At 72.1% G+C, this 22,796-nt stretch carries 19 protein-coding genes and 1 pseudogene; all 20 read right to left on the bottom strand.

Going from position 1 to position 22,796, the window contains the following annotated elements; translation table 11 throughout:
* Positions 1 to 367: 367 nt before the first annotated feature.
* The gene (locus ACZ6S4_RS04100; protein WP_465473443.1) at positions 368 to 1,879 is read right to left on the bottom strand and encodes a potassium/proton antiporter; all 1,512 of its coding nucleotides are present in this window, start codon (positions 1,877 to 1,879) and stop codon (positions 368 to 370) included.
* Entirely contained in the window at positions 1,876 to 2,244 is a 369-nt protein-coding gene (locus ACZ6S4_RS04105; RefSeq protein WP_465473444.1) for a DUF167 domain-containing protein, read from the bottom strand. Before ACZ6S4_RS04105 ends, ACZ6S4_RS04100 begins: the two co-directional genes overlap by 4 nt.
* Before the next feature lie 880 nt (positions 2,245 to 3,124).
* The gene (locus ACZ6S4_RS04110) at positions 3,125 to 3,724 is read right to left on the bottom strand and encodes a hypothetical protein (RefSeq protein WP_465473500.1); all 600 of its coding nucleotides are present in this window, start codon (positions 3,722 to 3,724) and stop codon (positions 3,125 to 3,127) included.
* Positions 3,725 to 3,913 (bottom strand): annotated as a pseudogene (locus ACZ6S4_RS04115) (hypothetical protein); the annotation flags it as partial. It lies immediately after the preceding gene.
* Between the two features lie 43 nt (positions 3,914 to 3,956).
* A complete protein-coding gene (locus ACZ6S4_RS04120) occupies positions 3,957 to 4,778 on the bottom strand; it encodes a DivIVA domain-containing protein (RefSeq protein WP_212993913.1) in 822 nt (273 codons plus the stop codon).
* Between the two features lie 57 nt (positions 4,779 to 4,835).
* Positions 4,836 to 5,141 (bottom strand): YggT family protein, encoded by a 306-nt coding sequence (locus tag ACZ6S4_RS04125; RefSeq protein WP_203762600.1) that lies wholly within the window; start codon positions 5,139 to 5,141, stop codon positions 4,836 to 4,838.
* Positions 5,142 to 5,164: 23 nt separating this feature from the next.
* Positions 5,165 to 5,854 carry a cell division protein SepF gene (locus ACZ6S4_RS04130; RefSeq protein ID WP_433726689.1) on the bottom strand — a complete coding sequence of 230 codons (690 nt, stop codon included), beginning with the start codon at positions 5,852 to 5,854 and terminating at the stop codon, positions 5,165 to 5,167.
* 221 nt (positions 5,855 to 6,075) lie between these two features.
* Positions 6,076 to 6,795: a YggS family pyridoxal phosphate-dependent enzyme gene (locus tag ACZ6S4_RS04135; RefSeq protein WP_465473445.1), complete on the bottom strand. Its 720-nt coding sequence runs from the start codon at positions 6,793 to 6,795 to the stop codon at positions 6,076 to 6,078.
* 4 nt (positions 6,796 to 6,799) lie between these two features.
* Positions 6,800 to 7,933 (bottom strand): cell division protein FtsZ, encoded by a 1,134-nt coding sequence (gene ftsZ, locus ACZ6S4_RS04140; RefSeq protein WP_433726687.1) that lies wholly within the window; start codon positions 7,931 to 7,933, stop codon positions 6,800 to 6,802.
* 281 nt (positions 7,934 to 8,214) lie between these two features.
* On the bottom strand, positions 8,215 to 8,985 hold the full coding sequence (locus ACZ6S4_RS04145) for a cell division protein FtsQ/DivIB (protein ID WP_465473446.1): 771 nt from the start codon (positions 8,983 to 8,985) through the stop codon (positions 8,215 to 8,217).
* Positions 8,986 to 9,002: 17 nt separating this feature from the next.
* Positions 9,003 to 10,421 carry a UDP-N-acetylmuramate--L-alanine ligase gene (murC, locus tag ACZ6S4_RS04150; protein ID WP_465473447.1) on the bottom strand — a complete coding sequence of 473 codons (1,419 nt, stop codon included), beginning with the start codon at positions 10,419 to 10,421 and terminating at the stop codon, positions 9,003 to 9,005.
* 28 nt (positions 10,422 to 10,449) lie between these two features.
* Positions 10,450 to 11,559: an undecaprenyldiphospho-muramoylpentapeptide beta-N-acetylglucosaminyltransferase gene (gene murG, locus ACZ6S4_RS04155; RefSeq protein ID WP_465473448.1), complete on the bottom strand. Its 1,110-nt coding sequence runs from the start codon at positions 11,557 to 11,559 to the stop codon at positions 10,450 to 10,452.
* Positions 11,560 to 11,606: 47 nt separating this feature from the next.
* The gene (locus tag ACZ6S4_RS04160) at positions 11,607 to 13,034 is read right to left on the bottom strand and encodes an FtsW/RodA/SpoVE family cell cycle protein (protein WP_465473449.1); all 1,428 of its coding nucleotides are present in this window, start codon (positions 13,032 to 13,034) and stop codon (positions 11,607 to 11,609) included.
* 64 nt (positions 13,035 to 13,098) lie between these two features.
* The gene (gene mraY, locus ACZ6S4_RS04165; protein ID WP_360548009.1) at positions 13,099 to 14,205 is read right to left on the bottom strand and encodes a phospho-N-acetylmuramoyl-pentapeptide-transferase; all 1,107 of its coding nucleotides are present in this window, start codon (positions 14,203 to 14,205) and stop codon (positions 13,099 to 13,101) included.
* Positions 14,202 to 15,599: a UDP-N-acetylmuramoyl-tripeptide--D-alanyl-D-alanine ligase gene (locus tag ACZ6S4_RS04170; RefSeq protein WP_465473450.1), complete on the bottom strand. Its 1,398-nt coding sequence runs from the start codon at positions 15,597 to 15,599 to the stop codon at positions 14,202 to 14,204. The genes mraY and ACZ6S4_RS04170 overlap by 4 nt, the downstream gene beginning before the upstream one ends.
* The gene (locus tag ACZ6S4_RS04175) at positions 15,596 to 17,110 is read right to left on the bottom strand and encodes a UDP-N-acetylmuramoyl-L-alanyl-D-glutamate--2,6-diaminopimelate ligase (protein ID WP_465473451.1); all 1,515 of its coding nucleotides are present in this window, start codon (positions 17,108 to 17,110) and stop codon (positions 15,596 to 15,598) included. The genes ACZ6S4_RS04170 and ACZ6S4_RS04175 overlap by 4 nt, the downstream gene beginning before the upstream one ends.
* 54 nt (positions 17,111 to 17,164) lie before the next feature.
* Entirely contained in the window at positions 17,165 to 19,384 is a 2,220-nt protein-coding gene (locus ACZ6S4_RS04180) for a peptidoglycan D,D-transpeptidase FtsI family protein (protein WP_465473501.1), read from the bottom strand.
* Between the two features lie 564 nt (positions 19,385 to 19,948).
* Positions 19,949 to 20,560: a cell division protein FtsL gene (gene ftsL / locus ACZ6S4_RS04185; RefSeq protein ID WP_433726672.1), complete on the bottom strand. Its 612-nt coding sequence runs from the start codon at positions 20,558 to 20,560 to the stop codon at positions 19,949 to 19,951.
* An 8-nt stretch (positions 20,561 to 20,568) separates the two neighbouring features.
* Positions 20,569 to 21,627, bottom strand: coding sequence for a 16S rRNA (cytosine(1402)-N(4))-methyltransferase RsmH (gene rsmH / locus ACZ6S4_RS04190; protein ID WP_465473502.1), 1,059 nt, complete (start codon positions 21,625 to 21,627; stop codon positions 20,569 to 20,571).
* A 251-nt stretch (positions 21,628 to 21,878) separates the two neighbouring features.
* Complete coding sequence (mraZ, locus tag ACZ6S4_RS04195) at positions 21,879 to 22,310, bottom strand: division/cell wall cluster transcriptional repressor MraZ (protein WP_212993900.1); 432 nt, start codon at positions 22,308 to 22,310, stop codon at positions 21,879 to 21,881.
* Positions 22,311 to 22,796: the final 486 nt, after the last annotated feature.

Raw genomic sequence — 22,796 nt, forward strand, 5'->3', positions numbered from 1 at the left:
GGTCTTCCAGCGGTCATCGGGACGTGGTCGGCCACCCGTCCCGTATCGGTGCCCCGGCCGCGCCCCCACGCGACCCGTGCACCGCCCCCACGTGCACAAACGGCGCGGCCATGGATCGCCGCGCACTCCGGAGGGTGGCAAGGATACGGAACGTGAAGAGCAGCGACAACACGGCGCACCGGCCCGGTGACCAGGTAACCGGGACGAATGCCCCGAACACCCTCGTCGGATACCCGACGAGCACACCCACCTCGTACGCACTGCCGCTTCCGCTGGATTCGCCGCCCACAACGCCCGAATCGGCGCAGCCGAATCGCCAGACAAGACCAAACGCCGACACCACCCGAAACCGGCCACAACCCCGCGCTCAAGATCGGTCGCGGCCGTCCTCACCGAACCAGCGGGCCAGCCGCCCCCGCCGGCTCACCGCCCGCAGCCGGCGCTCGGCCAGGTCCCGCGCCGCCGCCGTGGTGACGATCAGCAGGCCGTCGCCGGTCCGCAGCCGGGTGTCCGGCCCCGGGACGAAGCCCGCCCCCTCCCGCACCACCAGCGTCACCACCGCACCGACCGGCAGCCGCAACTCGTCGATGTGCACCCCGGCCAGCCGCGAACCCGGCGCCACGTCGAGCTGCAACAGGTCGGCATGCATCTGCTCCAGCGGCGCGGTCTCGACCTGGATCTCGATGGCCTCGGTGGGCGCGGTGATGCGCAGCAGCCGGGCGACCGGCGCCAGCGTGCCGGCCTGCACCAGCGTGAAGATGATCACCAGCACGAACACCACGTCGAAGAGCGTCTCGGCGCCGGGCGTCGCACTGGACAGCGGGATGGTGGCCAGCACGATCGGCACCGCCCCGCGCAACCCGGCCCAGGACAGGAAGGTCCGCCCGGACCGGCCCAGCTCCCGGAAACTGCGGCTGACCAGCGCCGAGATCCAGACCGACAGCGGCCGGGCCAGCAGCACGAGCGCGAACCCGACAACCAGTGCGGGCACCAGCGCCGCACCCAGCCGGGCCGGCGAGGCGAGCAGCCCGAGCAGCACGAACAGGCCGATCTGGGCGACCCAGGCCAGCGCGTCGGCGAACCCGAGAATGGCCTGGCGGTGCGGCAACCGGGCATTGCCGAGAATCACCCCGGCCACGTAGACGGCGAGGAAACCGGAGGCGTGGGCGACGGCGCCGGCCGCGTACGCCAGGAAGGTGAGCGCGACCGCCGCGATCGGATAGAGACCCGCCGACGGCAGCGCGGCATTGCGCAGCAACCAGCGCCCGGTCGCCCCCACGGCCAGCCCGATCGCGGCGCCGGCCGCGAGCTCGTAGATGACGATGAGGAGCTCGTACCACCAGGGGTGAGTCATCCCGGCAGTGGCCGACAGCAGGACGACCAGCAGGACCACCGGGGCGTCGTTCATGCCGGACTCGGCCTCGAGCGTGGCGACCAGCCGCGGTGGCAGCCGCAACACCCGCAGGGTGGCGAAGACCGCGGCCGCGTCGGTGGACGAGAGCACCGCGCCGTAGAGCAGCGCGAGACGCCAGTCCACGTCGAGCACAAAATGCACGACGACGCCGACCACCGCGATACTCACGGCCACCCCGAGGGTGGCCAGGGTGGCCGACAACCCCAGAACCGGCCGCAACGTGCTCCAGCGGGCGGTCAGCCCACCCTCGGCGATGATCATGATCAGGGCGCAGAAACCGAGGGTACGGGTGAGCTCGGCATCATCGAACCGGATGCCGAACCCGGCCTCCCCGATGACCACACCGATCAGCAGGTAGACCAGCAGACTGGGCAGTCCGAGCCGGGTGGAGAGCCGAACAGCACCGACGGCGACAAGCAGCACGGCAGCGCCGACAAGCAACGCAAGGTCGAGCCCGCCGGTCATGCGCTGCCGTCACGCAGGGCGGCGAACCGCTCCCCGACGTCCGCGGCCACGGTAAAGACTTTGTCCCGGCTGGTGGCGCCGACCTTGAGCACGACATCCCGGGCGTTGACCCCGAGCGCAGCGGCAAGCGCCCGCCGAACGGCATCGGTGGCCTTCCCATCAACCGCCGGCGCCCCGACGGCGACGATCAGCGCGGGCCCGTGCGGCCCTTCATAACGCCCACCGACCCGGGTACGCCCAGCGCCGGGGCGCACCCGTACCACGACGGACCGCCGCTCGTCACCGCCGCTCTGACCGGCTTGCGGCGTGGTCGCGCCGGGTCGAGGGGTGGCCGGATCGGGTGAGGGGACGCGCCGCTTGGCCATGCCCCATTGTGCCGATCATCGACACCCCACCAAATCAGACGTTCCGCCAGCCCGGCCTCGCCCCTCCCCGCCAGCAATCGGCGTTCCTCGATGTCGAACCGCCGACAACGAGCAAGTCGGGACCCGATGGCGTGTTCCACGCCGCCCGGACCCCGCGCAAGGAGACCCGACGCCAGGGGAACCGGTCTCAGCGGACAAGAGCCCACCCTCACAGGCGGGACCTGGCGTCAACGGGTGGGGATCCTGCCGGGGCGGGGCGGGACGCAGCCTCGACGGGTGGTGTCCAACGTCGGCGGGCTGAACTCGTACTCAACGGGCACGGACGCAGCCCCCGGCACGCAGTGTCCGACCCTCCGCGGGCTCACTCGTCCTCGGCGGGCAAGGGCCCAACTCCAGCGCGCAGAGGTCCGACCTTGATGGGCTGGACGCGCCCCTCGGGGATCTAGCCTCGGCGGTCAGGGCCTGCGGCAGCGCGGCCCCCCGACCTCGGCGGGCTGAACTCGGCCTTCCGCGGCAGGGACCTGCTGCGGCAGTAGATCTTGGTGAAAATTGGCCCCTGTAGCGGCCAATTTTTACCAAGGTCCCGAAGCAGAGCCGCCCCAAGTCGCAAACTCCTCGCCGGTGCCGCGACCAGCTCGGCGCAGGCGCAGACGCGGCTCAGCGCAGGCGCAGGCCCACCCGCAGCGCGGGCCTGGCTGGAGCACAACCTGGGAGGGTAGAGGGGGCTCGCTCGGCAGCGAGCGGCGCGGAGCGCAGGTGTCCGGTCACGCGCCACCAGACCGGCGAGCACCCGACGCAGTCCGCCAACGCAGAGGAACAGTAACGGCGGGCAGCGGGGCCAGACGACTTTGATGCCACCCAGCCGCGGCGAAAGGGAGGGTCAGCGGCGGGCAGCCGCAGCGACCAGCCGATCAACCGGCCGGCAGAGCCCACAAGGGCTGAACCCGAGCTCAACCGCCTCAGCAACAGGCAGCCCCTCAGTCAACCGCCCCACCAGGTGCGAACAGTCCGCCAGGTGGTACCGGGGCCGGCCGTCGACCACCAGAACCTCAGCGTCCAGGCCGGCCACCCGCACCGCGTCCGCCGGGCGGACCGACTGGGGCAGGGGCTCGTCGTCCGGATCGTCCGGGTCGGGCTCGTCGAATTCGCCCGGAGACTGGTCGTCCGCGCGAGCGTCGCCCGCACGAGCGCCGCCGATCAAAGTTGCAGCATGCTCGTAATCGGTCGGGTCCGGTGCTGGTTCCGTCGGCGCCGGGCCGGCCGTCTGACCCGAGGAAGGCCGGCCGGCCGCAGCGTCGTCGTAGTCGTAGAGGTCGGCATCCGGTTGCACCCGCTGGGTCGCGTCCGGCCCCGGCAGGTGTTCCTCCGCGTCCTGCCGGCCGGCCGCATAGGCAGCGTCGGCCGCAAAGGAGGCGTCGGCCGCAAAGGGAGCGTCGGGCACGAAGGCGGGGTCCGGCTCCGAGCGGCGGGCCGCACGCACGGCATCGCCGGCCGGGGCTGCCGCCGCGCGCCGGGCGGCCGAGGCCTGGCGGGCGCCGATGACCAGGGCCACCGCGGCCAGCAGGCTGGCGACGATGGAGCTGATCAGCAGGGAACTCGACCCGCCCACGAGGCCGAGCACGAGCAGCGTGACGGCGACGAGGATGAGCAGCAGACTAACAACGATCATGGCTCATCCCCGCCGCTGTGCAACCGTTCCGCAAGCCGAGGGCTCAGCGGCCGGTCTCGATGGAGTTGGCGCGGCTGCCGCCGTACGAGCCGGCGAGGCCCGCGGCCGCGAGGCCACCGGAGCCGCCGACCGAACGGTTGGCGTCGGCGCGGGTCATCTCGGCTTCGAGGCCCTGGCCACGACCGTCGAGGTCGCGCAGCTGGCTCTCGAGGTACGCCTTCAGCCGCGTGCGGTACTCCCGCTCGAACTGCTTGAGCTCCTCGATGTGCTTCTGCAGCGCCGACCGCTTGGCGTCCAGGCCGCCCATGGCCTCCTGGTGCCGCTGGCGCGCGTCGCGCTCCAGGGCGTCCGCCTTGGCGCGGGCCTCGCGGGTGACCTCCTCCGCCTTGGACCGGGCGTCGGAGAGAAGCTTGTCGGCCTCGCGGCGGGCGTCGGACACGTGGTCGTCGGCCGTACGCTGGGCCATCATCAGCACGCGCAGCGCCTGCTGCTCGCCGTCGGCGCCCGTGGGGGCTCCGGCACCGGCGCCGACCGGGCCCTGGGCCCGGACCTGCTCCAGCTCGGCCTGCATCTGCCGGGCAGCCTGCTCAGCGGCAGACTTGTCGCGCTGCACCCGGTCGAGCTGGGCCTTCATCTCGTTGAGCTCCGCCGCCATCCGCGGGTCGGCGCTCGGGCCGGCTGGTGCGCCACCCCGACCGCCGCGCTCCACCTGGGCGCGCAGCTCGTTGTTCTCCTCGATCAGACGGGCGAGTTCGCGCTCGACCTCGTCCAGGAAGGCGTCGACCTCCTCCTCGTCGTACCCCCGCTTGCCGATAGGGGGTTTCTTGAAGGCGACGTTGTGCACGTCCGCCGGGGTCAGCGGCATCGAAACTCCTCGGGTCAGTTGCGGCCGCGTGGGGCGCAGTCGATCAGGCGGACGCTGTCACGCGAACGCGATGATCAGACGCGCTAACACGAAGTTCAAAAGCACGAACAGGATAACCAGCAGGACCAGGGACGCCAGGTCCAAACTCACGGTACCAATTCGAAGCGGTGGGATCACACGCCTCAACGCCTTGAGGGGTGGATCAGTGACGCTCCACACCGATTCCAATGCCGCCGACGCCCCTCGGCCCGGCTGCCACCGACGCCCGTACTGCAGCACCGCACCCAGGACGAACCGGGCGAGCAGGGTCAGGAAAAACACATAGAGCAGCAGATAGATGATCTGAAACACGATCGACAGCACGTCAGGCGGGTCCCTCGTTAGGGTCAACTCTGGTTGAAGAAACCGCCCTCAGCGATCTTGGCCTTGTCCTCTGCCGTGACCTGGACGTTGGCCGGTGAGAGCAGGAAAACCCGGTTGGTCACGCGCTCGATCGTACCGCGCAGACCGAAAGCCAGCCCGGCGGCGAAGTCGACCAGCCGGCGGGCGTCCCCTTCATCCATCTCGGTGAGATTGATGATGACCGGTACGCCGTCGCGGAAGTGCTCGCCGATGGTGCGCGCCTCGCGGTACGTGGTCGGGTGCAGCGTGGTGATCTGGTAGCGCTGGTCTTCCTCGACGACCCGCTGGTGCACCTGGGTCTGCGGGGCGAGCGCGAGGTTGTCGCGGGTGGAGTAGCCCGTCGGCTCGGCGACCGGCGCCGGCGGCCGGGTGATCGAGCGCACGCTGGCGCGCTCCTGCCGTTCCGGCCGGTCGTGGTCGTCCCGGTCGAGGTCGAGGCGGGCGGCGGCGCGCTCCAGGCGGCCGCTGCGCTCCTGGCGGGCCCGCGGCAGCGCGGGTGCCTCCTCGACGTCGTCCTCTTCGTCGGCGAACTCGTCGGCGTAGCGGTAACCGGAGTCGCGGTCCCGGTCGCGCTCACGCTCGCGGTAGCCGCCTCCGTCGCGGTAGCGGTCGTCGTACTGGTCGTCCTCTTCCACGAGGCCGAGCCACACGCCGGCCTTTCGCAAAGCGCTCATGACATCACCAGCCCCTGCTCGGCGCCGAACCGCTCGTCCATGCCCCCACCTCCGTCCGCTGTGCGGCCCGCGCCCCCTCGGCGTGCCGCGTCCCCCCTTGCACGGATCCCGCGTTCGGTAAACATGACCGCGGCCCGCTGCGACGCTGCGTCGTCCGGGCGCGTCGGCCGAGGCACGTCGCGCGTAAACAACACGTATGTAGTTTGCTGCCCGCCGCAAGGCTACCGCAGCGTGTTTCGCATCCCGAGCAAAGAAGTGCCGATCCGTACGTGTGTCGCGCCGTGCCGGACCGCCTGCTCGAGGTCGCCGCTCATGCCGGCCGAGATGTCTGTCGCGTCCGGATGTTCCGACCGCAGCCGGGCCGCCAGGCCGGCCAGTTCCTCGAAGGCCCGGGACGGCTCCCAGCCGCGCGGCGCCACCGCCATCACGCCGCCCAGCCGCAGACCCTCGGCCGCCTCGACCGCCGCCGCCACCCGCCACAGGTCGCGATCGGGATCGCTGCCGTCCGCCACGGCCCCGCCGCGGGCGGGATCCCCGTCGATGCTGACCTGCACCAGCACGTCCAGCGGGCGTTCGCGGAGCCGGGCCGCGGCCGTGGCCAGCGCCCCGGCCAGGCGCGTCGAGTCCACCGATTCCACGACGTCGGCGTAGGTGACCACCGACTTGGCTTTGTTGCGCTGCAGCTGACCGACGAAATGCCAGCGCAGTGCGGCCGTCACGGCCGCCGCCTTGGCCGCCGCTTCCTGATCTTTGTTCTCCCCGACGTCGGTGACGCCGAGCCCGGCGAGCAACTCGACGTCGCTCGCCGGGTACGTCTTGGTCACCGCGACCAGGGTCACCGACCCGGGGTCGCGGCCGGCCGCCGTGCAGGCACGCCCGATCCGCCGGCGTACCTCGTCCAGCGAGGCCGCCAGCTCGTCGCGGCGCGCCTCCGTCGGCAAACCCTCAGGAGCCGTTCTTCAGGAAGTCCGGCACGTCCACGTCGTCGAAGAGCACCCGGCGCGGCGGCGGGGTGGTCGCGGCGGGCGGCGCCGGCGGCGTCACCGGCACCGGCGAGGACGGCGCGACCGCGGGCGGTGCCGACGCCTGCTGGACCACCTTGCGGCCGGTCTCAGCCGGCTTGTACGAGGGCGTGCCCCCGTCGAAGCCCGCGGCGATGACCGTGACCCGGACCTCGTCGCCCAGCGCGTCGTCGATGACCGCACCGAAGATGATGTTGGCGTCCGGGTGGGCCGCGTCCGTGACCAGCTGGGCCGCGTCGTTGATCTCGAACAGGCCGAGGTCGGAACCGCCGGCGATGGAGAGCAGCACGCCGCGCGCACCGTCCATGCTCTGCTCCAGCAGCGGGCTGGAGATGGCCTTCTCGGCCGCCTCGACGGCGCGGTTGTCGCCGCGCGCGCTGCCGATGCCCATGAGCGCGCTGCCTGCGCCGCTCATCACGCTCTTCACGTCGGCGAAGTCGAGGTTGATCAGGCCCGGGGTGGTGATCAGGTCGGTGATGCCCTGCACGCCGGAGAGCAGCACCTGGTCGGCCTGGCGGAAGGCGTCCATCATGCTGATGCCGCGGTCGCCCAGGGCGAGCAGCCGGTCGTTCGGGATCACGATGAGGGTGTCGCACTGGTTGCGCAGCTCGTCGATGCCCGCCTCGGCCTGCACCTGGCGGCGCTTGCCCTCGAACGAGAACGGCCGGGTCACCACGCCGATGGTCAGGGCGCCCAGCTTGCGGGCGATGTTGGCGACCACGGGCGCGCCCCCGGTGCCCGTGCCGCCGCCCTCGCCGCAGGTCACGAAGACCATGTCGGCGCCCTTGAGGACTTCCTCGATCTCGTCGCGGTGGTCCTCGGCGGCGTTCTTGCCGACGTCCGGCTGCGCGCCGGCGCCGAGGCCGCGGGTGAGTTCGCGGCCCACGTCGAGCTTGACGTCGGCGTCGCTCATCAGCAGCGCCTGCGCATCGGTGTTGATCGCGATGAATTCGACTCCCTTGAGCCCAACCTCGATCATGCGGTTCACGGCGTTGACGCCGCCGCCGCCGATGCCGACGACCTTGATGACCGCAAGGTAGTTGTGCGGAGGTGTCATCGGGCTCAGCCTTCCCTTCAGGGTTGTGGGTGTCGAGGGCCCCAGCGGTCCGGCCAAGAACCGCCATCGATACCCGCGCCGTACAAGGGAGGGCGAGGAAACCCTCACCCTCTACTAGAGGCTTAGTGTTATGTCAACTACTCGAACCTCTCGGGGCAACGTAAGCGGCGGACAGGCGACAACCAAGGACCGACGCGGCGTGTCGGCGTCCGCTTACGTGGCGAGTATCCGACTCAGCCGTAACCTTGGACGGAATGCGCCGTTCGGCCATCTTTGTCCGGTTAGCGGATGGTCACCACGTCCGGGGCGCTCACGTCGATCGTGTCGCCCTTGCGCTCGAGCAGCACGGTCGCCACCTGAGCCTTCCGCTCGCTCTGCGTCTCGTCACCCCAGAAGACCTCGCGGTCCTTGCGCAACCCCAGCCGTACCTGCGCGGGGGCCAGGACGGAGATCGAGACGACCTGCTCGCGCAGCTCGGCGGTCAGCGACGACAGCACGGTGAGCGCCGACCGGGTGTTGATGTCGTCCGGGCCGGGCGCGGTGAGCTGCGCCAGCGGCAGGCCGGGCGGGCGCCGCGAGACCGTGCGGTAGGCGACGCCCTCACCGTCGATCAGGGTGAAATTCTTGCCCGCCGCCACGGCGGCGACGGGCGTGCGCTCCACGACCTCGATCACGACGGTCCCGGGCCAGCTGCGGGAGACCACGGCGCGGTCAACCGCGGGCAATCCCTCCACCCGGCCCCGGATCCGGTCCAGGTCGACGCCGGCCAGGGGCTGCTTCATCCGTACGGCGGCAGCCTCCTTGACCTGCAGCGGCGTGAGCGAATCGGTGCCGACCACTTCGACCTGGCGCACGCCCAGCACCGACGTGCCGTACACGATCCAGGCGACCGCCCCCACGACCAGCAGCACGCCCGCCGTGACCGCCCAGGGCAGCGCCGCGCGCAGCTTGCGCCGCCGGGCGCGGGCCATGAACCGCCGGACCGAGGTCGGCACGGCATCCGTGTCCGCCCGCACCAACCGCCAGCTGCGCCCGCCCCCGCCGTCGCTCATGCGTTCTCCCGGTCCGGTCAGGCCTCGGCCAGGGCGGCCAGCAACTCGTCACCCATCATCGAGATCGGCGGCGCGCCCATGGTGACCACGACGTCGCCGGGCCGGCTGCGCCGCAGCACCTCGGCGGGCACGTCCTCCCACGACGGCACGAAGACCTTGTGCTCCGCCGGCAGGTCGACGGCCGCGGTCAGCGCGACGCCGCCCTCACCGGGACCGCGCTGCTCGCCGGGCCCGAAGACCTCCATGACGATCACCTCGTCGGCCAGGGCCAGCCCCTCGGCCAGCTCGGTCTGCAGGTCACGGGTGCGGTAGACCCGGTACGGCTGGAACACCACCACGAGCCGCCCGTCCCCGGCCACCTCGCGCAGCGTCCGCAGAGCCGCCTTGACCGAGGTCGGGTGGTACGCGTACTCGTCGTAGACGCGCACCCCGGCGACCGTGCCCTTGCGCTCGAAACGCCGCCGCACCCCGGGGAAGGAGCTGAGCGCCTCGGTGATCTTCTGCAGCGGGATGCCCAGCCGCATCGCGGTCAGCACCGCCGCGGCGCCGTTGAGGCCCATGTGCCGGCCGGGCAGCGCCAGCGTGATCTCGCCGAGCGGCTTGCCGTCCAGCGTGGCCTGGTAACGCACGCCCTGCACGGAGGAGACCACGTCAGTGATCCGCAGGTCGGCGCCCTCCGACTCGCCGTACGTGTAGACCGTGCGGCCGGCGGCCCGCAGCGCGCCGATCAGCTCCTGCACGCCCTCGTCGTCGGCGCAGGTGACCACGAAGCCGTCCGCGTCGGTCAGCTCGGCGAACTCCAGGAAGCCCGCCTTGAGCCCGGCCAGGTCACCCCAGTTGTTGAGGTGGTCGCCCTCGATGTTGGTGATGATGGCGACGTGCGGCCGGTAGATCAGGAACGACTTGTCGCTCTCGTCGGCCTCGGCCACGAAGTAGCTGCCGGAGCCGTGGTGGCCGTTGGAGCCGGCCGCGGAGATCTCGCCGCCGATCACGAACGACGGGTCCTCGCCGGCGTGCTGCAGGATCACCGTCATGATCGACGTGGTGGTGGTCTTGCCGTGGGTGCCGGCCACCGCGATCGTGCGGCGCCCGGTCATGGCAGCGGCCAGCGCCTCGGACCGGTGCAGCACCCGCAGCCCGCGCCGGCGCGCCTCGACGATCTCGACGTGGTCCTGCGGGATCGCCGTCGAGTAGACGACCGTGTCGACACCGTCGAGGTTGGACGCCTCGTGCGCCATGTGCACCGTGCCGCCGAGCGCGCGCAGCGCGGCCAGGGCCGGCCACTCCCGCAGCTCGCTGCCGGAGACCGGGACACCCCGGGTCAGCAGCAGCCGGGCCAGGCCGCCCATACCCACGCCACCGATGCCGATGAGGTGGACGGTGCCCAGCTGCTCGGCGGTCAACTCGCCGGCCGGCGTCAGTTCCGCCGTGTTCACAGGACCACTCCCCTAGTTGTAGAACGGCTCATCGGCGGGCCACTGCCTCGCACACGAAGTCGAGCAGGGCCTCGTCGCCGTCGCGGCGGCCGTAGCCGCCCGCCGCGGCACCCATTGTGGCGAGGCGCCGCGGGTCCCGGGCGAGCGGGATGACCGTACGCTCGACCCACTCCGGGGTCAGCTCGGCGTTGTCCACCAGCAGACCGCCGCCGGCCTCGACCACGGGCAGGGCGTTGCGCTTCTGCTCCTGGTTGCTGAACGGGTACGGCACGTAGATCGCCGGCATGCCGATCGCGGTGGTCTCGGCGACGGTGATCGCGCCGCCCCGGCACAGCATCAGGTCGGCGGCGGCGTAGCCCAGGTTCATGTCGGACAGGTACGGCACCACCACGTACGGCACCGGCAGATCGCTGGGGATCTCGAACGGGTCGTTGCGCCCGCCCTGCACGTGCAGCACCTGGATGCCCGCGTGGGCCAGCTTCTTGGCCGCGCCGGCCACCGCCAGGTTGATCGTGCGGGCGCCGGACGAGCCACCGGAGACGAACAGCACCGGCAGGTCGGGGCGCAGCCCGAAGTGGGCCAGGGCCTGCGGGCGCAGCGCGTGCCGGTCCATCCGGGTGATGGACGTGCGCAGCGGCACGCCGACGACCCGGGCGTCGCGCAGCGACTCGGCCTGCTGCGGCTGGGTCGGGAAGCCCACCGCGATGTTCTTGGTGAACTTCATGCCCATCCGGTTGGCCACCCCCGGCGGCACGTTCACCTCGTGGATGACGATGGGCAGTTCGCGCCGCCAGGCCGCCAGGTACGCCGGCACCGACACGTAACCGCCGAAGCCGACCACCACGTCCGCCTGCACCTCGTCGAGGATCTGACCGGCCGCGTGCGCCGACTTGTACATCCGGTCCGGGGTGCGCAGCAGGTTCAGGTTGAGCGCGCGGGGCAGCTGGAACGCCGGGATGACCCGCAGGTCGTAGCCGGCCGGCGGGATCAGCTCGTTCTCCATGCCCTTCGGGCTGCCCAGCGTCGTGATCCGCACCTCGGGGAAGTGGCGGCGCAGGGCGTCGGCGAAGGCGAGCAGCGGGTAGATGTGACCGCCGGTGCCTCCCCCGGCGAGCACGACAGACCGCAGCAGACCCATCACGGTCTCCAGTTCTCCCCCGCCGGATCTGGTGCCCGGATGCCCGATCACCGGGCGGGCGGGCGCGGCTTGGCCGGCCGCCGCGGCGGGGGGAGCGGCGGCAGCGGGGCCCAGAGTAGCCGTACCCATCGGGCGGGCGGACGGGCGTGCAGGGCCCGGGCGGCGTCCGGCTCGGCGCGGGCGAAGGAGGCAAGGATGCCGATCGCGGCCAGCGTCACGACCAGGGCGCTGCCACCGGTGGAGATGAACGGCAGCGGCAGCCCGGTGATCGGCAGCAGGCCCACCACCCCACCGATGTTGATCACGGCCTGGGCCACCAGCCAGGTGGTGATGCCGGTGGCGGCCAGCCGGCGGAACGGGTCGTCGACCCGGCGCGCGATCCGGAAGCCGGTGTACGCCAGCACCGCGAACAGCGCCAGGATGACGGCACAGCCGACCACCCCGAGCTCCTCGGCCACGACGGCGTAGATGAAGTCGTTGTCGGCCGCGGGCAGCCAGTTCCACTTCAGGGCGCCCTTGCCCAGCCCGACGCCGAACCAGCCGCCCTCGTAGATCGCCGAGCGGCCCTGCACCATCTGGTAGCAGAAGTCGGAGTGGCAGTCCTCGAGCGGCTTGAACAGCACGGTGATCCGGGCCAGCCGGTAGTTCTCCTCGCCGACCGCGCCGGAGCCGGCCCCGCGCGACGCCGCGGCGATCAGCAGGCCGATGCCGGACAGGCCGAGCACCCCGAGGGCGGCGAAGACCCGCATCCGGACCCCGGCGGCCCACAGCAGCCCGATCACCAGCGAGAGCAGCACCAGCATGGTGCCCAGGTCGTTGTAGCCGACCAGCACGAACAGCAGGCCGACCAGTGGGAACAGCGGCATCGCCAGCTCGCGCCAGTGGCCCAGCGCCGCGCCCTTGCGGGCGATGATGTCGGCGCCCCAGAGCACCACGCCGATCTTGGCGATCTCGGACGGCTGGATGCCGATCGGGCCGATGTAGAGCCACAGCAACTTGGCCTTCAGCGGGCCCAGGGCGACGATGCCGGTCTGCGGATCCGCCTCGATCATGCCGACCGAGCGCATCGCCATCAGCAGGTCCAGCAGGACCAGCAGCACGATGGCCGCGCCGAGCACGTACTTGCCGAGGAAGCGCAGGGTGCTCGCGGGCAGCCGCTGGCAGACCCAGAAGCCGACCAGGCCCAGCACGGCGAAGATCAGCTGGTTGCGGATGGCGGAGAACGCACTGCCGTCCTCGGCGTACGCCTTGACGCTGGTCGCGGAGAAGACCATGGTCAGGCCGATCAGCAGCAGCAGACCGGAGCTGGCGAGCAGCAGGTAGTACGACGACAGCGGCCGGGCCAGCATGCCGTGCACCGCGGGCAGCAGCTGCTGGCTGAGCGACCGGGGCCGGGCGGCGGGCGCGGCGGGCTGCACGGTCGCCGCCGGCGACACGGTGACCGCGGGCCGGGTGTCTACCTTGTCCTCGCCCATGGTGACCATCATGGTGGCGCGACACGCCAGCCCCGGGATGCGAAGCTGGCGTGTCGCGAGAGATCTATCCCATCACCGCGAGGAAGTCGCTGTAGAACAGGCCCAGACCGATGGCCACGCAGATGCCGGCCACGATCCAGAACCGGACCACGATGTTGACCTCGCTCCAGCCGGCCAGCTCGAAGTGGTGCTGCAGCGGCGACATCCGGAAGACCCGCTTGCCGGTGGTCTTGAACGAGATGATCTGGATGACCACGGACATCGTGATGATGACGAACAGGCCACCGATGATGATCGACAGCAGCGTCGTCCGGGTCGCCATCGCGAGACCGCCGATCAGGCCGCCGAGGCCCAGCGCGCCGGTGTCGCCCATGAAGATCCGGGCCGGCGACGTGTTCCACCACAGGAAGCCGACACAGGCCCCGGCCGCCGCGGCCGCGATCAACGCGACCTCCAACGGGTCGCGGACCTCGTAGCAGTAGTTCGCCGGGTTGGCCACGTACGTGTCGTCACCGCACCAGTGCCGGTACTGCCAGAACCCGATCAGCCCGTACGCCCCCAGCACCAGGATCGACGCGCCGGTGGCCAGCCCGTCCAGGCCGTCGGTGAGGTTGACGCCGTTGGACATCGACATGATGACGAAGACGAAGACCAGCACGGAGCCGACCTTGCCGACGTCGAGGAAGCTGATGTCGCGGATGAACGAGATGTGCTCGCTCGCCACCGTCTGGCCGTTGGTGCTGGGCACGTACAGCGCCGCGACGCCCAGGCCGCCACCGACCAGCAGCTGGCCGAGCAGCTTGCCCTTGGCGCTGAGGCCGGCGGAGTTGCGCCGGCGGACCTTGATGAAGTCGTCGAGGAAGCCGACGGCGCCGCAGAAGACGAACAGCCCGAGCAGGACCAGCGCCGTCATCGTCGGCTGGACCTGGGCGATCTGCTCCGACGGCAGCGTGGTCAGGGCGATGTGCCCGGCCACGTAGGCCAGCACGGTGGCGAAGATGAACGCCACCCCGCCCATCGTGGGGGTGCCCTTCTTGCCCTGGTGGCTGGCCGGGCCGACGGCCCGGATCGGCTGGCCGGCCTTCAGCGCGGTGAACACGCGGATGGCCAGCGGAGTGCCGAAGAGTGAGATGATGAACGCGACCGCGGCCGCGACGATGACTGCCCTCACGGGCTTACCTCCTGCGTGGCCGGATCCGCGCGCAGCGCGTCGGCCACCTCCCACGTCCGGTACCGCGATCCCTTGACCAGCACGACGTCGCCCGGCCGCAGGTCGCCCCGCAGCACCGCGACGGCCGCCGCCTGGTCGGCCGCGAGCACCGCCTCGCCCTTCCAGGCGGGCACCGTTGCCGCGCCGTCGAGGATCGGGGCGGCATTGTCCGCGACCGCTATCACCCTGTCGACTCCCAGCTCGGCGGCGAGCCGGCCGACCTCCTCGTGTCCCGAAGTCTCGAACTGACCGAGCTCGGCCATGTAACCGAGCACAGCTGTGGTGCGCCGGCCCTCCCCGAGCGCGGCGAGAGCCCGCAGCGCCGCGGCGGTCGACGACGGGTTGGCGTTGTACGAGTCGTCGATGACTGTCACGCCATCCGGGGTGTCGAAGACGTCCATCCGGCGGCCGGAGACGATGCCGACCTCACCCAGCGCGGCGGCCACGGCGGCCGGCGCCATCCCGGCCTCCAGCGCGACGGCCGCGGCGGCGAGGGTGTTGCCGACCTGGTGGCGGCCGGTCACGGCCAGCTGCACCGGCGCCGACCCGGCGGGAGTGACCAGCGTGTACGCCGCCCGCCCGCGCTCGTCCAGCGTCACATCCACCGCCCGTACGGTGGCCGTCCCGGACTCGCCCACGAACACGACCCGGGCCGCCGTGCGCGAGGCCATCGCAGCGACCAGCGGGTCGTCGGCGTTGAGCACCGCGACACCGTCCTCGCCGAGCGCCTCGACCAGCTCACCCTTGGCCCGCGCGGTGCCCTCGACGGAACCGAACTCGCCGATGTGCGCGGCGCCCACGTTGAGCACCGCACCGATCCGGGGCCGGGCCATGTCGGTCAGGTAGCGGATGTGCCCGATGCCCCGGGCGCCCATCTCCAGCACCAGGAACCGGGTCGCCGGGTCCGCCTTGAGCACCGTGTACGGGAAGCCGAGCTCGTTGTTGAGCGAACCGGCGGGCGCCACGGTCGGGCCGAGACGGGCCAGCAGCTGCCCGATGTAGTCCTTGGTCGTCGTCTTGCCCGACGAGCCGGTGAGCCCGACGATCGTCAGCTCGGGCAACCGCCGTACGGCCACCGTGGCCAGCGCGGCCAGCGCCCGCAGCGGGTCGTCGACGATGATCCCCGGCTGCCCGGTGTCACGGGTGCCGAGCACGCCCACGGCACCGGCGGCGACGGCCGCGGCGGCGAAGTCGTGACCGTCCACCCGTTCACCCGCGAAGGCGACGAAGAGGCCACCGGGCTGCAACGCCCGGGTGTCGTACTCGACCGCCGCGGTGACGGTGGCGGCCGGATCGGCGTTGACGAGGTGGCCGGTGGTGATCTCGACGATCTCGTCCAGGGTCATCCGGATCAAGCGGCACCGCCCGCGCGTACGGCCAGCGCCGCGGCCAGCTCGATCCGGTCGTCGAACGGCAGCACCTCGCCGTTCACCTCCTGGCCTCGCTCGTGTCCCTTGCCCAGGACGGCCACCACGTCGCCGGGACCGGCCAGGCGTACCGCCTCGTCGATCGCGGCCCGGCGGCCGGCCACCTCGATGATCTTCGCAGCCGCACCGGCCTGCTCGGCGCCCTGGCGGACCGCGGCACGGACCCCGGCCGGGTCCTCGGTGCGCGGGTTGTCGTCGGTGACGACGACCAGGTCGGCGCCGCGGGCCGCGGCCGCACCCATCAGCGGGCGTTTGCCGCGGTCCCGGTCGCCACCGGCGCCGATCACGCAGACCAGGTGCCCGCCGCGGGCCGTCGCGAGCTCCCGCAGCGCGGCCAGCGCGGCCACGATCGCGTCGGGCTTGTGGGCGTAGTCGACCACGCCGAACACGTCGCCGGGCGAGTCGACCCGTTCCAGCCGGCCCGGCACGCCCGGGCAGGCGGCGATGCCGTCGGCGGCGACCTGCGCGTCGATGCCGGCCGCGACCAGGCAGGAGAGCGCCAGCAGCGCGTTGGCCACGTTGTGCCGGCCCGGCAGCGCCACACCCGCGCGCACCGCCCCGGCCGGCCCGTGCGCGGTGAAGCGCTGCCCGAACGCGTCGCCGGCGATGTCGCTCGCCGACCAGGTGGCCGCGGTGTCCCCGGCGGCGGAGTACGTGATGGTGGCCGGCTTGCGCAGCGGCAGCAGGGCCGGCTCGTCCGCGTTGAGCACCTCGAAGCGGCACCGGCCGTCGAACAACTTCGCCTTCGCCGCGAAGTAGTCGTCGGCGTCGGCGTGGAAGTCGAGGTGGTCCAGGCCGAAGTTGGTGTAGCCGCCGACGGTGAAGCGGACCCCGCCGACCCGGCCCATGGCCAGCGCGTGGCTGGACACCTCCATGACCACGGCGGTGACCCCGCGCTCCAGGGCGGCGGCGAGGATCGCGTGCAGGTCGGTGGCCTCGGGGGTGGTGCGCACGCTCTGCACGACCAGGTCGCCGAGGCGGGTCTCGACGGTGCCGATCAGCCCGGTGGTCAGCCCGGCGGCCCGCAGCCCCGACTCGACCAGGTACGCCGTCGAGGTCTTGCCGGCGGTGCCGGTCAGCCCGATGACGGTGAGCCGCTCGGTCGGGTCGCCGTAGATCCGCGACGCGGCGGCCCCGAGGACGGCCCGGGGGTCGGCCACGACGAGCACCGGCAGCCCGGCGGCGACCGCGGCGTCGCGGCCGGCCGGGTCGGTGAGCACGGCGACCGCACCGGCCTCCGCGGCGGCACCGCAGAACTCGGCGCCGTGCCGGCGGGCACCGGGCAACGCGGCGTAGAGGTCACCCGGCTGCACCTCGCCGCTGGCGTGCGTGACGCCGCTGACCTCGGCATCGGGACCGACCAGCTCGGCGCTGATCAGCGCCGCGAGGTCGGCCAGCCGAGAGGGCCGGACTGTCTGGGGACGGGGAATGCCGGACACGGCGTCAGACCCTACCCCGTGGCCGGCATCCCGCTGCGAACGCCATCGGTACGCCTACCCCTTCAATTTGAAGGTCGGCTCCGGGTTACCCGACGGCGGCACCCGGTAGTGGCGCAGCGCGGAGGACATCATCTTGCTGAACGCCGGAGCGGCCACGTCGCCGCCGGTGCCGTCGGGCACGTCGGCGAAGACCCCGATGACGAACTGCGGGTCCTCGGCCGGCGCCATGCCGATGAACGAGCCGGCGTTGTGCTTGGTGTACTGGCCCTCGACCAGCATCTTGCCGGTGCCGGTCTTGCCCGCGACCCGGTAACCGTCGACCTTGGCCAGGCCACCCGTGCCGCCCTCGGCGTCGACCACCGACTCCATCATCTCGCGCAGCTGCCGGGCCGTGCCGGCGCTGAGCACCCGGTGGGTCTCCGGCGCCGGGGCCGGGACGACCGAGCCGTTCTTGCCGGAGATGGTCGCCTTGATGAGGTGCGGCTGGATGTAGGTGCCGTCGTTGGCGATGGCGCCGTACCCGGCGGTCATCTGGATCAGGGTGGCGTCGACGCTCATGCCGATCGGCACCGAGCCGGACGCCGAACCGCTCCACTCGTCGGGGGCCAGCAGCTTGCCGGTCGCCTCGCCCGGCATGCCCTCGTTGGTGGCCCGGCCGAGGCCGAAGCGCTGCTGATACTCGTACAGCTTGGCCTTGCCGAGCTTGTCGGCGATGCGGATCGTGCCCACGTTGGACGAGTACGCCAGCACACCCGGGATGGTGAGCCGGGTGCCGGACGGCTGACGGTGGGTGTCCACGAAGTCGTAGCCGCCGCGCTTGAGGCCCGGGCCCACCGTGATGAGCGAGTCCCGGGTGATGACGCCCTCCTCCAGGGCCGCGCCGATGGTGAACGCCTTGTGCGTCGAGCCCGGGTCGGCGATGACGCTGGTCGCCACGTCCTCCCGGTCCCGGGGCTTGAAGTCGCCGGGCTTGGCCGCGTTGTAGGCGGGGTAGCTCGCCTGGGCCAGCACCTCGCCGGTCTTGGCGTTCATCACCACGGCGGCGGCCACGGTCGCGTTGCTCTTCTCACCCTGCTGGCTCAGCACCCGCTGCACCTCGAACTGCAGGTCGCGGTTGATGGTCAGCTGGATCGACGAGCCGGGCGAGGCGTCGTCCTGCCGGTGGTAGCCGCCCGGGATCTCCTTGGCCAGGTCACCGCGGCCGATCTCGAACACCCGCTTGCCGTCGGTGCCGCGCAGCAGCTCGTCGTAGCGGGCCTCGAGGCCCTCGAGCCCGGTGTGGTCGTCGCCGGTGAAGCCGATCAGGTTGGCCGCGAGGTCGGCGCCCGGGATGTCCCGGCGTTCGTCACGGTCGGAGCTGATGCCGGGGATCTTCATCGCGGCGATCTCGTCGGCGACCGCGATGTCGACCCCGCGGGCCAGGTACTCGAAGCGGGACGGGCCGCCGCCGGGCCGCTTCTTCTTCGCCATGAGCGAGATCAGCTTGGACGGCGGGATGCCCAGCTTCGGGGAGAGCTTGGCGGCCGCGACCACCGGATCCTTGATCATCTCGGGGTCGGCGTAGATGTACCGCGCCTCGACGCTGTGCGCGAGCACCGCCCCGGAGCTGTCCAGGATGCTGCCACGCGGCGCCGGGAGCACCACCTCGGTGAGGCGCTTCTGGCGCTGCTCGAGCAGGCTCTCCGCGGCCGCGGTGGAACCACCGACCTGCAGCACGACCAGCCGTACCCCGATCGCCACGAACAGGGTGAGCGCGAGCACGGTGCCCAGCCGCAGCCGGCGGGTGCCGTTGGCGAGCCGCGGCGGCTCGGCGGGGATCAGCGGTGCGGGCCGGCGGGTGCCGGGCCGGGCCGGCGCCGAGGACCGGGCCGGACGTCCGGCCGGCCCACGCCGGGGTCCGGGCGGGACGGCGACCTTGCGCTCGCGGCCGGTCCGGGCACTTGCTTCGGTACGGGCACCAGCAGCGCCCCGCCGCGGATTGGCGGTCGAACGCGACCGGGTGGCACCGGCAGTGGCCCGGCCGCCCCGGCGTGGCGCCTCGTCCCACTCGTCCTCGTCGTAACGGTCCTGGGCGGCCCTGCTCTGAGCGGCCCTGCTCTGGGCGGCCCCGCCCTGGGCCGCACGGCTCTGGGCCGTACGACTCTGGGTGCTCCGGCTCTGGGCACCACGACCGTCGGCGGCGCGAGGCCTGCCGGACCGCGCGTCGGCGGCACGGTCCTCAGTGGCGCGCCCCCGCGGCTCGCGAGTGAGCTTCTCCGCCCGCTGATCCGGCAACTCGCGGCTGCGCGTCCCGCGGCCTTGCGTCTCACGGTCCCGCGTCCCGCGGCCTTCCGTCTCACGGTCCCGCGTCCCGCGGCCTTGCGTCTCACGGTCCCGCGTCCCGCGGCCTTGCGTCTCACGGTCCCGCGTCCCGCGGCCTTCCGTCTCACGGTCCTGCGTCTCGCGGTCGCGCGTCTCGCGGTCCTGCTTCGCGCGGGCCCGCGACTCGCGGCCCTGCTTCTCCCGGCCCCGCTCTTCCCGGGCCGGGTGCGACGGCGGCTCCTGGTCGTCCTCGGCCTCGCGGCGCCGGTCACGGGCCGGCCGGCCGCCGTCCAGGACCTGCAGCGCGGGACGGAACGGATCGGTGTTGCGACCCGTACGCGGCGACCGGGTGCGCTGGTCTCCCTCGCGCACGGTCCGGCCGCGCGGTGTGTAAGCCCGCGCGTCGCCGATGCCGCCGAAACCGCGGGCCCGGTCGTCCTCACGCCCGGAGCTGTCGGCCGGCGGCAGGTCAGCAGAAGCGCCGCGCCGGGGCTCCTGGCCCCGGCGCGGTGTCCCGTCGGCGCGGGGCGGCATGCGTTACCGCCCGGTCGCCGAGGTGGCGGTTTCCTGCGCGGTCACGGCCACCTCGCCGCTGCCCGGCTTCGGCACCCCGAAGACCTTGCCGTCGGGCAGCCGGATGTACGCCGGGTTGTCGGCCTTGACCAGGCCCAGCCGGCGGGCGGCGGCGTCCAGGCTGCCCGGGCTGTTGTTGGCGGCGATCTCGTTCTCCAGCTCCTGCTGCTGGCTGTCCAGCTTGGCCTGCTGCTTCTGCAGCGTGTCGATCCGGAACGAGTTCTCCGCCGTCTTGGTGTTGATCAGCAGGATGCCGAGCACGCCGGCCACGACGACCGCCACCACGAGCGCGATGAACGGCGCGCGCGGAGCGTTGATCGGCGCGGGCGGCGCCACCCGCAGGCGCGGGGTCGTGATCGGGTCACGCTGCTGCTCGGTGTTGAGCTTGAGGGCGGTGGCGCCCTGGACGGCGCTGTTCTGCACAGCGCTGTCCCGGTTGGTACCGGCCGTCGGGTTGCGGCGTGCCCCCCGGACGCCTCCGCCCGTGGTCGTACCGGTCGTCTTGCCGGCCGGCGTGCGCCGGCCCTTGCCAACCTGCTCCGTGGTCCGGCCCCCCGACCGCGGCGCAGTGGTCATGCGCTCGCTCAATGCCCCTCCCCCTCCTGGCGTTCCCCCGGGCGTAACCGCCCTTGTCCCCCGTGCGTTGTAGACAGTCGGGACCGTTCGCGGGCGGTCCCTGCCGTCTGGTCGTGCTGGTCGATCCGTTCCACCGCGCGCAGCTTCACCGAAGCCGCCCGCGGGTTCTCCGCCACCTCCGCCGCGCTGGGCAGCTCCGACCCGCGGGTCAGGAGCCGCACCGAAGGGCCCGTTCCGGGCAGTTCGACCGGCAGGTCGATCGGCCCGGTGCTGCGCGCCCTCGCGGCGAAGGCGCGCTTGACGATCCGGTCCTCCAACGATTGATACGACATCACCACAAGGCGCCCCTTCGGGGCCAAGCTGTCCAATGCCGCGGGAACCGCCGCCTCGACCGCGGCGAGTTCCGCATTTACCTCAATACGTAGCGCCTGAAACGTTCTTTTCGCGGGATTTCCACCCGTTCGCCGCGCGGCGGCCGGGATGGCGTCCCGGACCAGGTCCGCGAGGCGGGACGACGAGACGATCCGGCCCTTCGCCCGCTCCTTGACGATCGCCGAGACGACCCGGGTGGCGAACTTCTCCTCGCCGTACACCCGCAGGATGCGGACGAGCTCGCCGGGCTCGTAGCCGTTGACGACCTCCTCCGCGGTGATCCCGCGCGACTGGTCCATCCGCATGTCCAGCGGAGCGTCCCGGGCGTAGGCGAACCCACGGTCCGGCTCGTCCAGCTGGAGCGACGAGACACCGAGGTCGAACAGGCCACTGTGGAAGTGCTGGTAGCCGAGGTCGGCCAGCACCGCCGGCAGCTCGTCGTAGACCGCGTGCACGAAGTGGGTCCGGTCCGCGAACCGCGCCAGCCGCTGCCGGGAGTGCGCGAGCGCCTCGGTGTCCCGGTCGAGTCCGATCAGGACCACGTCCGGGTGCCGTTCCAGCACGGCCTCGGCGTGCCCGCCCAGGCCCAGGGTGAAGTCCACGTGCACCGCACCCGGCAACGCGAGCGCCGGAGCGAGCAACTCGAGGCAGCGCTCGAGCAGCACCGGCACGTGTGTGCCGCGAAGCTCGCCCATCCTGACCCCCATTGCCTGCTCTTTCCGCGCTCACCCGGTCCGACCCGCACCGATCCCCGGTGCCGGCACCACCCGGTCGTCCGTCCGTACCGCCAGATCCCCATCCGCTCGTGCCCGTTGCCATCGGGCGCGCCCGACCGGACACACGCCTGGCACCGGGGAAGAGGCGCCAGGAGCGGGAGCGGCTGGAGATCTCGCAGTACGGCGGCAGTGACGTCCGGGCCGTTTCACTGGCCCACAGGTGCCACGCCTCACAATCCGCCGGGCAGCACCCCCTCTTCGATGTCGGCGAAGTCGTCCTCGCTCGCCGAGAGGTACTGCTCCCAGGACTGCTTGTCCCAGATCTCCACCCGCGTGCTCGCGCCGATCACCACGAGCTCGCGGTTCAGCGCCGCATACTCCCGAAGATGCGCCGGGATGGTGACCCGGCCCTGCTTGTCGGGGATCTCGTCGTGCGCACTGGCGAAGAACACCCGGCTGTAGGCCCGGGCGGCCTTGTGGGTGACCGGCTGTTCGCGCAGCTGGTCGGCGATCCGCTGGAACTCCGGCATCGGGAAGACGTACAGGCAACGCTCCTGCCCCTTGGTGATCACGACACCTCCCGCCAACTCGTCGCGGAACTTCGCCGGAAGGATCAGTCGGCCCTTGTCGTCCAGGCGCGGGGTGTGCGTGCCGAGGAACATCGGCCCAACCCCCCTGCCCCGGGCGCCGCCGCAGAGCCAGCTCTGTGCGGATCACCTGTCGTCTGGGCCGGCAAATCCCCTCGGATTCAGCTCCTCCTCAGGCCCTGCCACTGCGCTCCACTCTACTCCACTTCCCTCCACTCGCAACCAGAATGACAGCTTCCGCGAACCCGATTCGCGGATGAATCCGCACGTCAGAGCCGGTGGAGTGGAAGTGGAGGGCCGGGCGGGCCGCACCATGGTCCACTTTCCGACATGCCGCCCACCCGGGCACGAAAGTCCCCCGAATTCGGGCGTTGGGGAAGGCTCGGCTGCCCTTCGGCACCCCACCGGGGAGGAAAGTGGAGGAGAAAGTGGAGCGGACATGACAGTGGGGGGGGGGGGGGGGGGGGGGGGGGGGGGGGGGGGGGGGGGGGGGGGGGGGGGGGGGGGGGGTGGGTGGGGGGGGGGGGGTGGGGGGGAGGGGACCCAGACCCGCAGCACGAC

The sequence above is a fragment of the Actinoplanes sp. NPDC051405 genome, assembly GCF_055586185.1.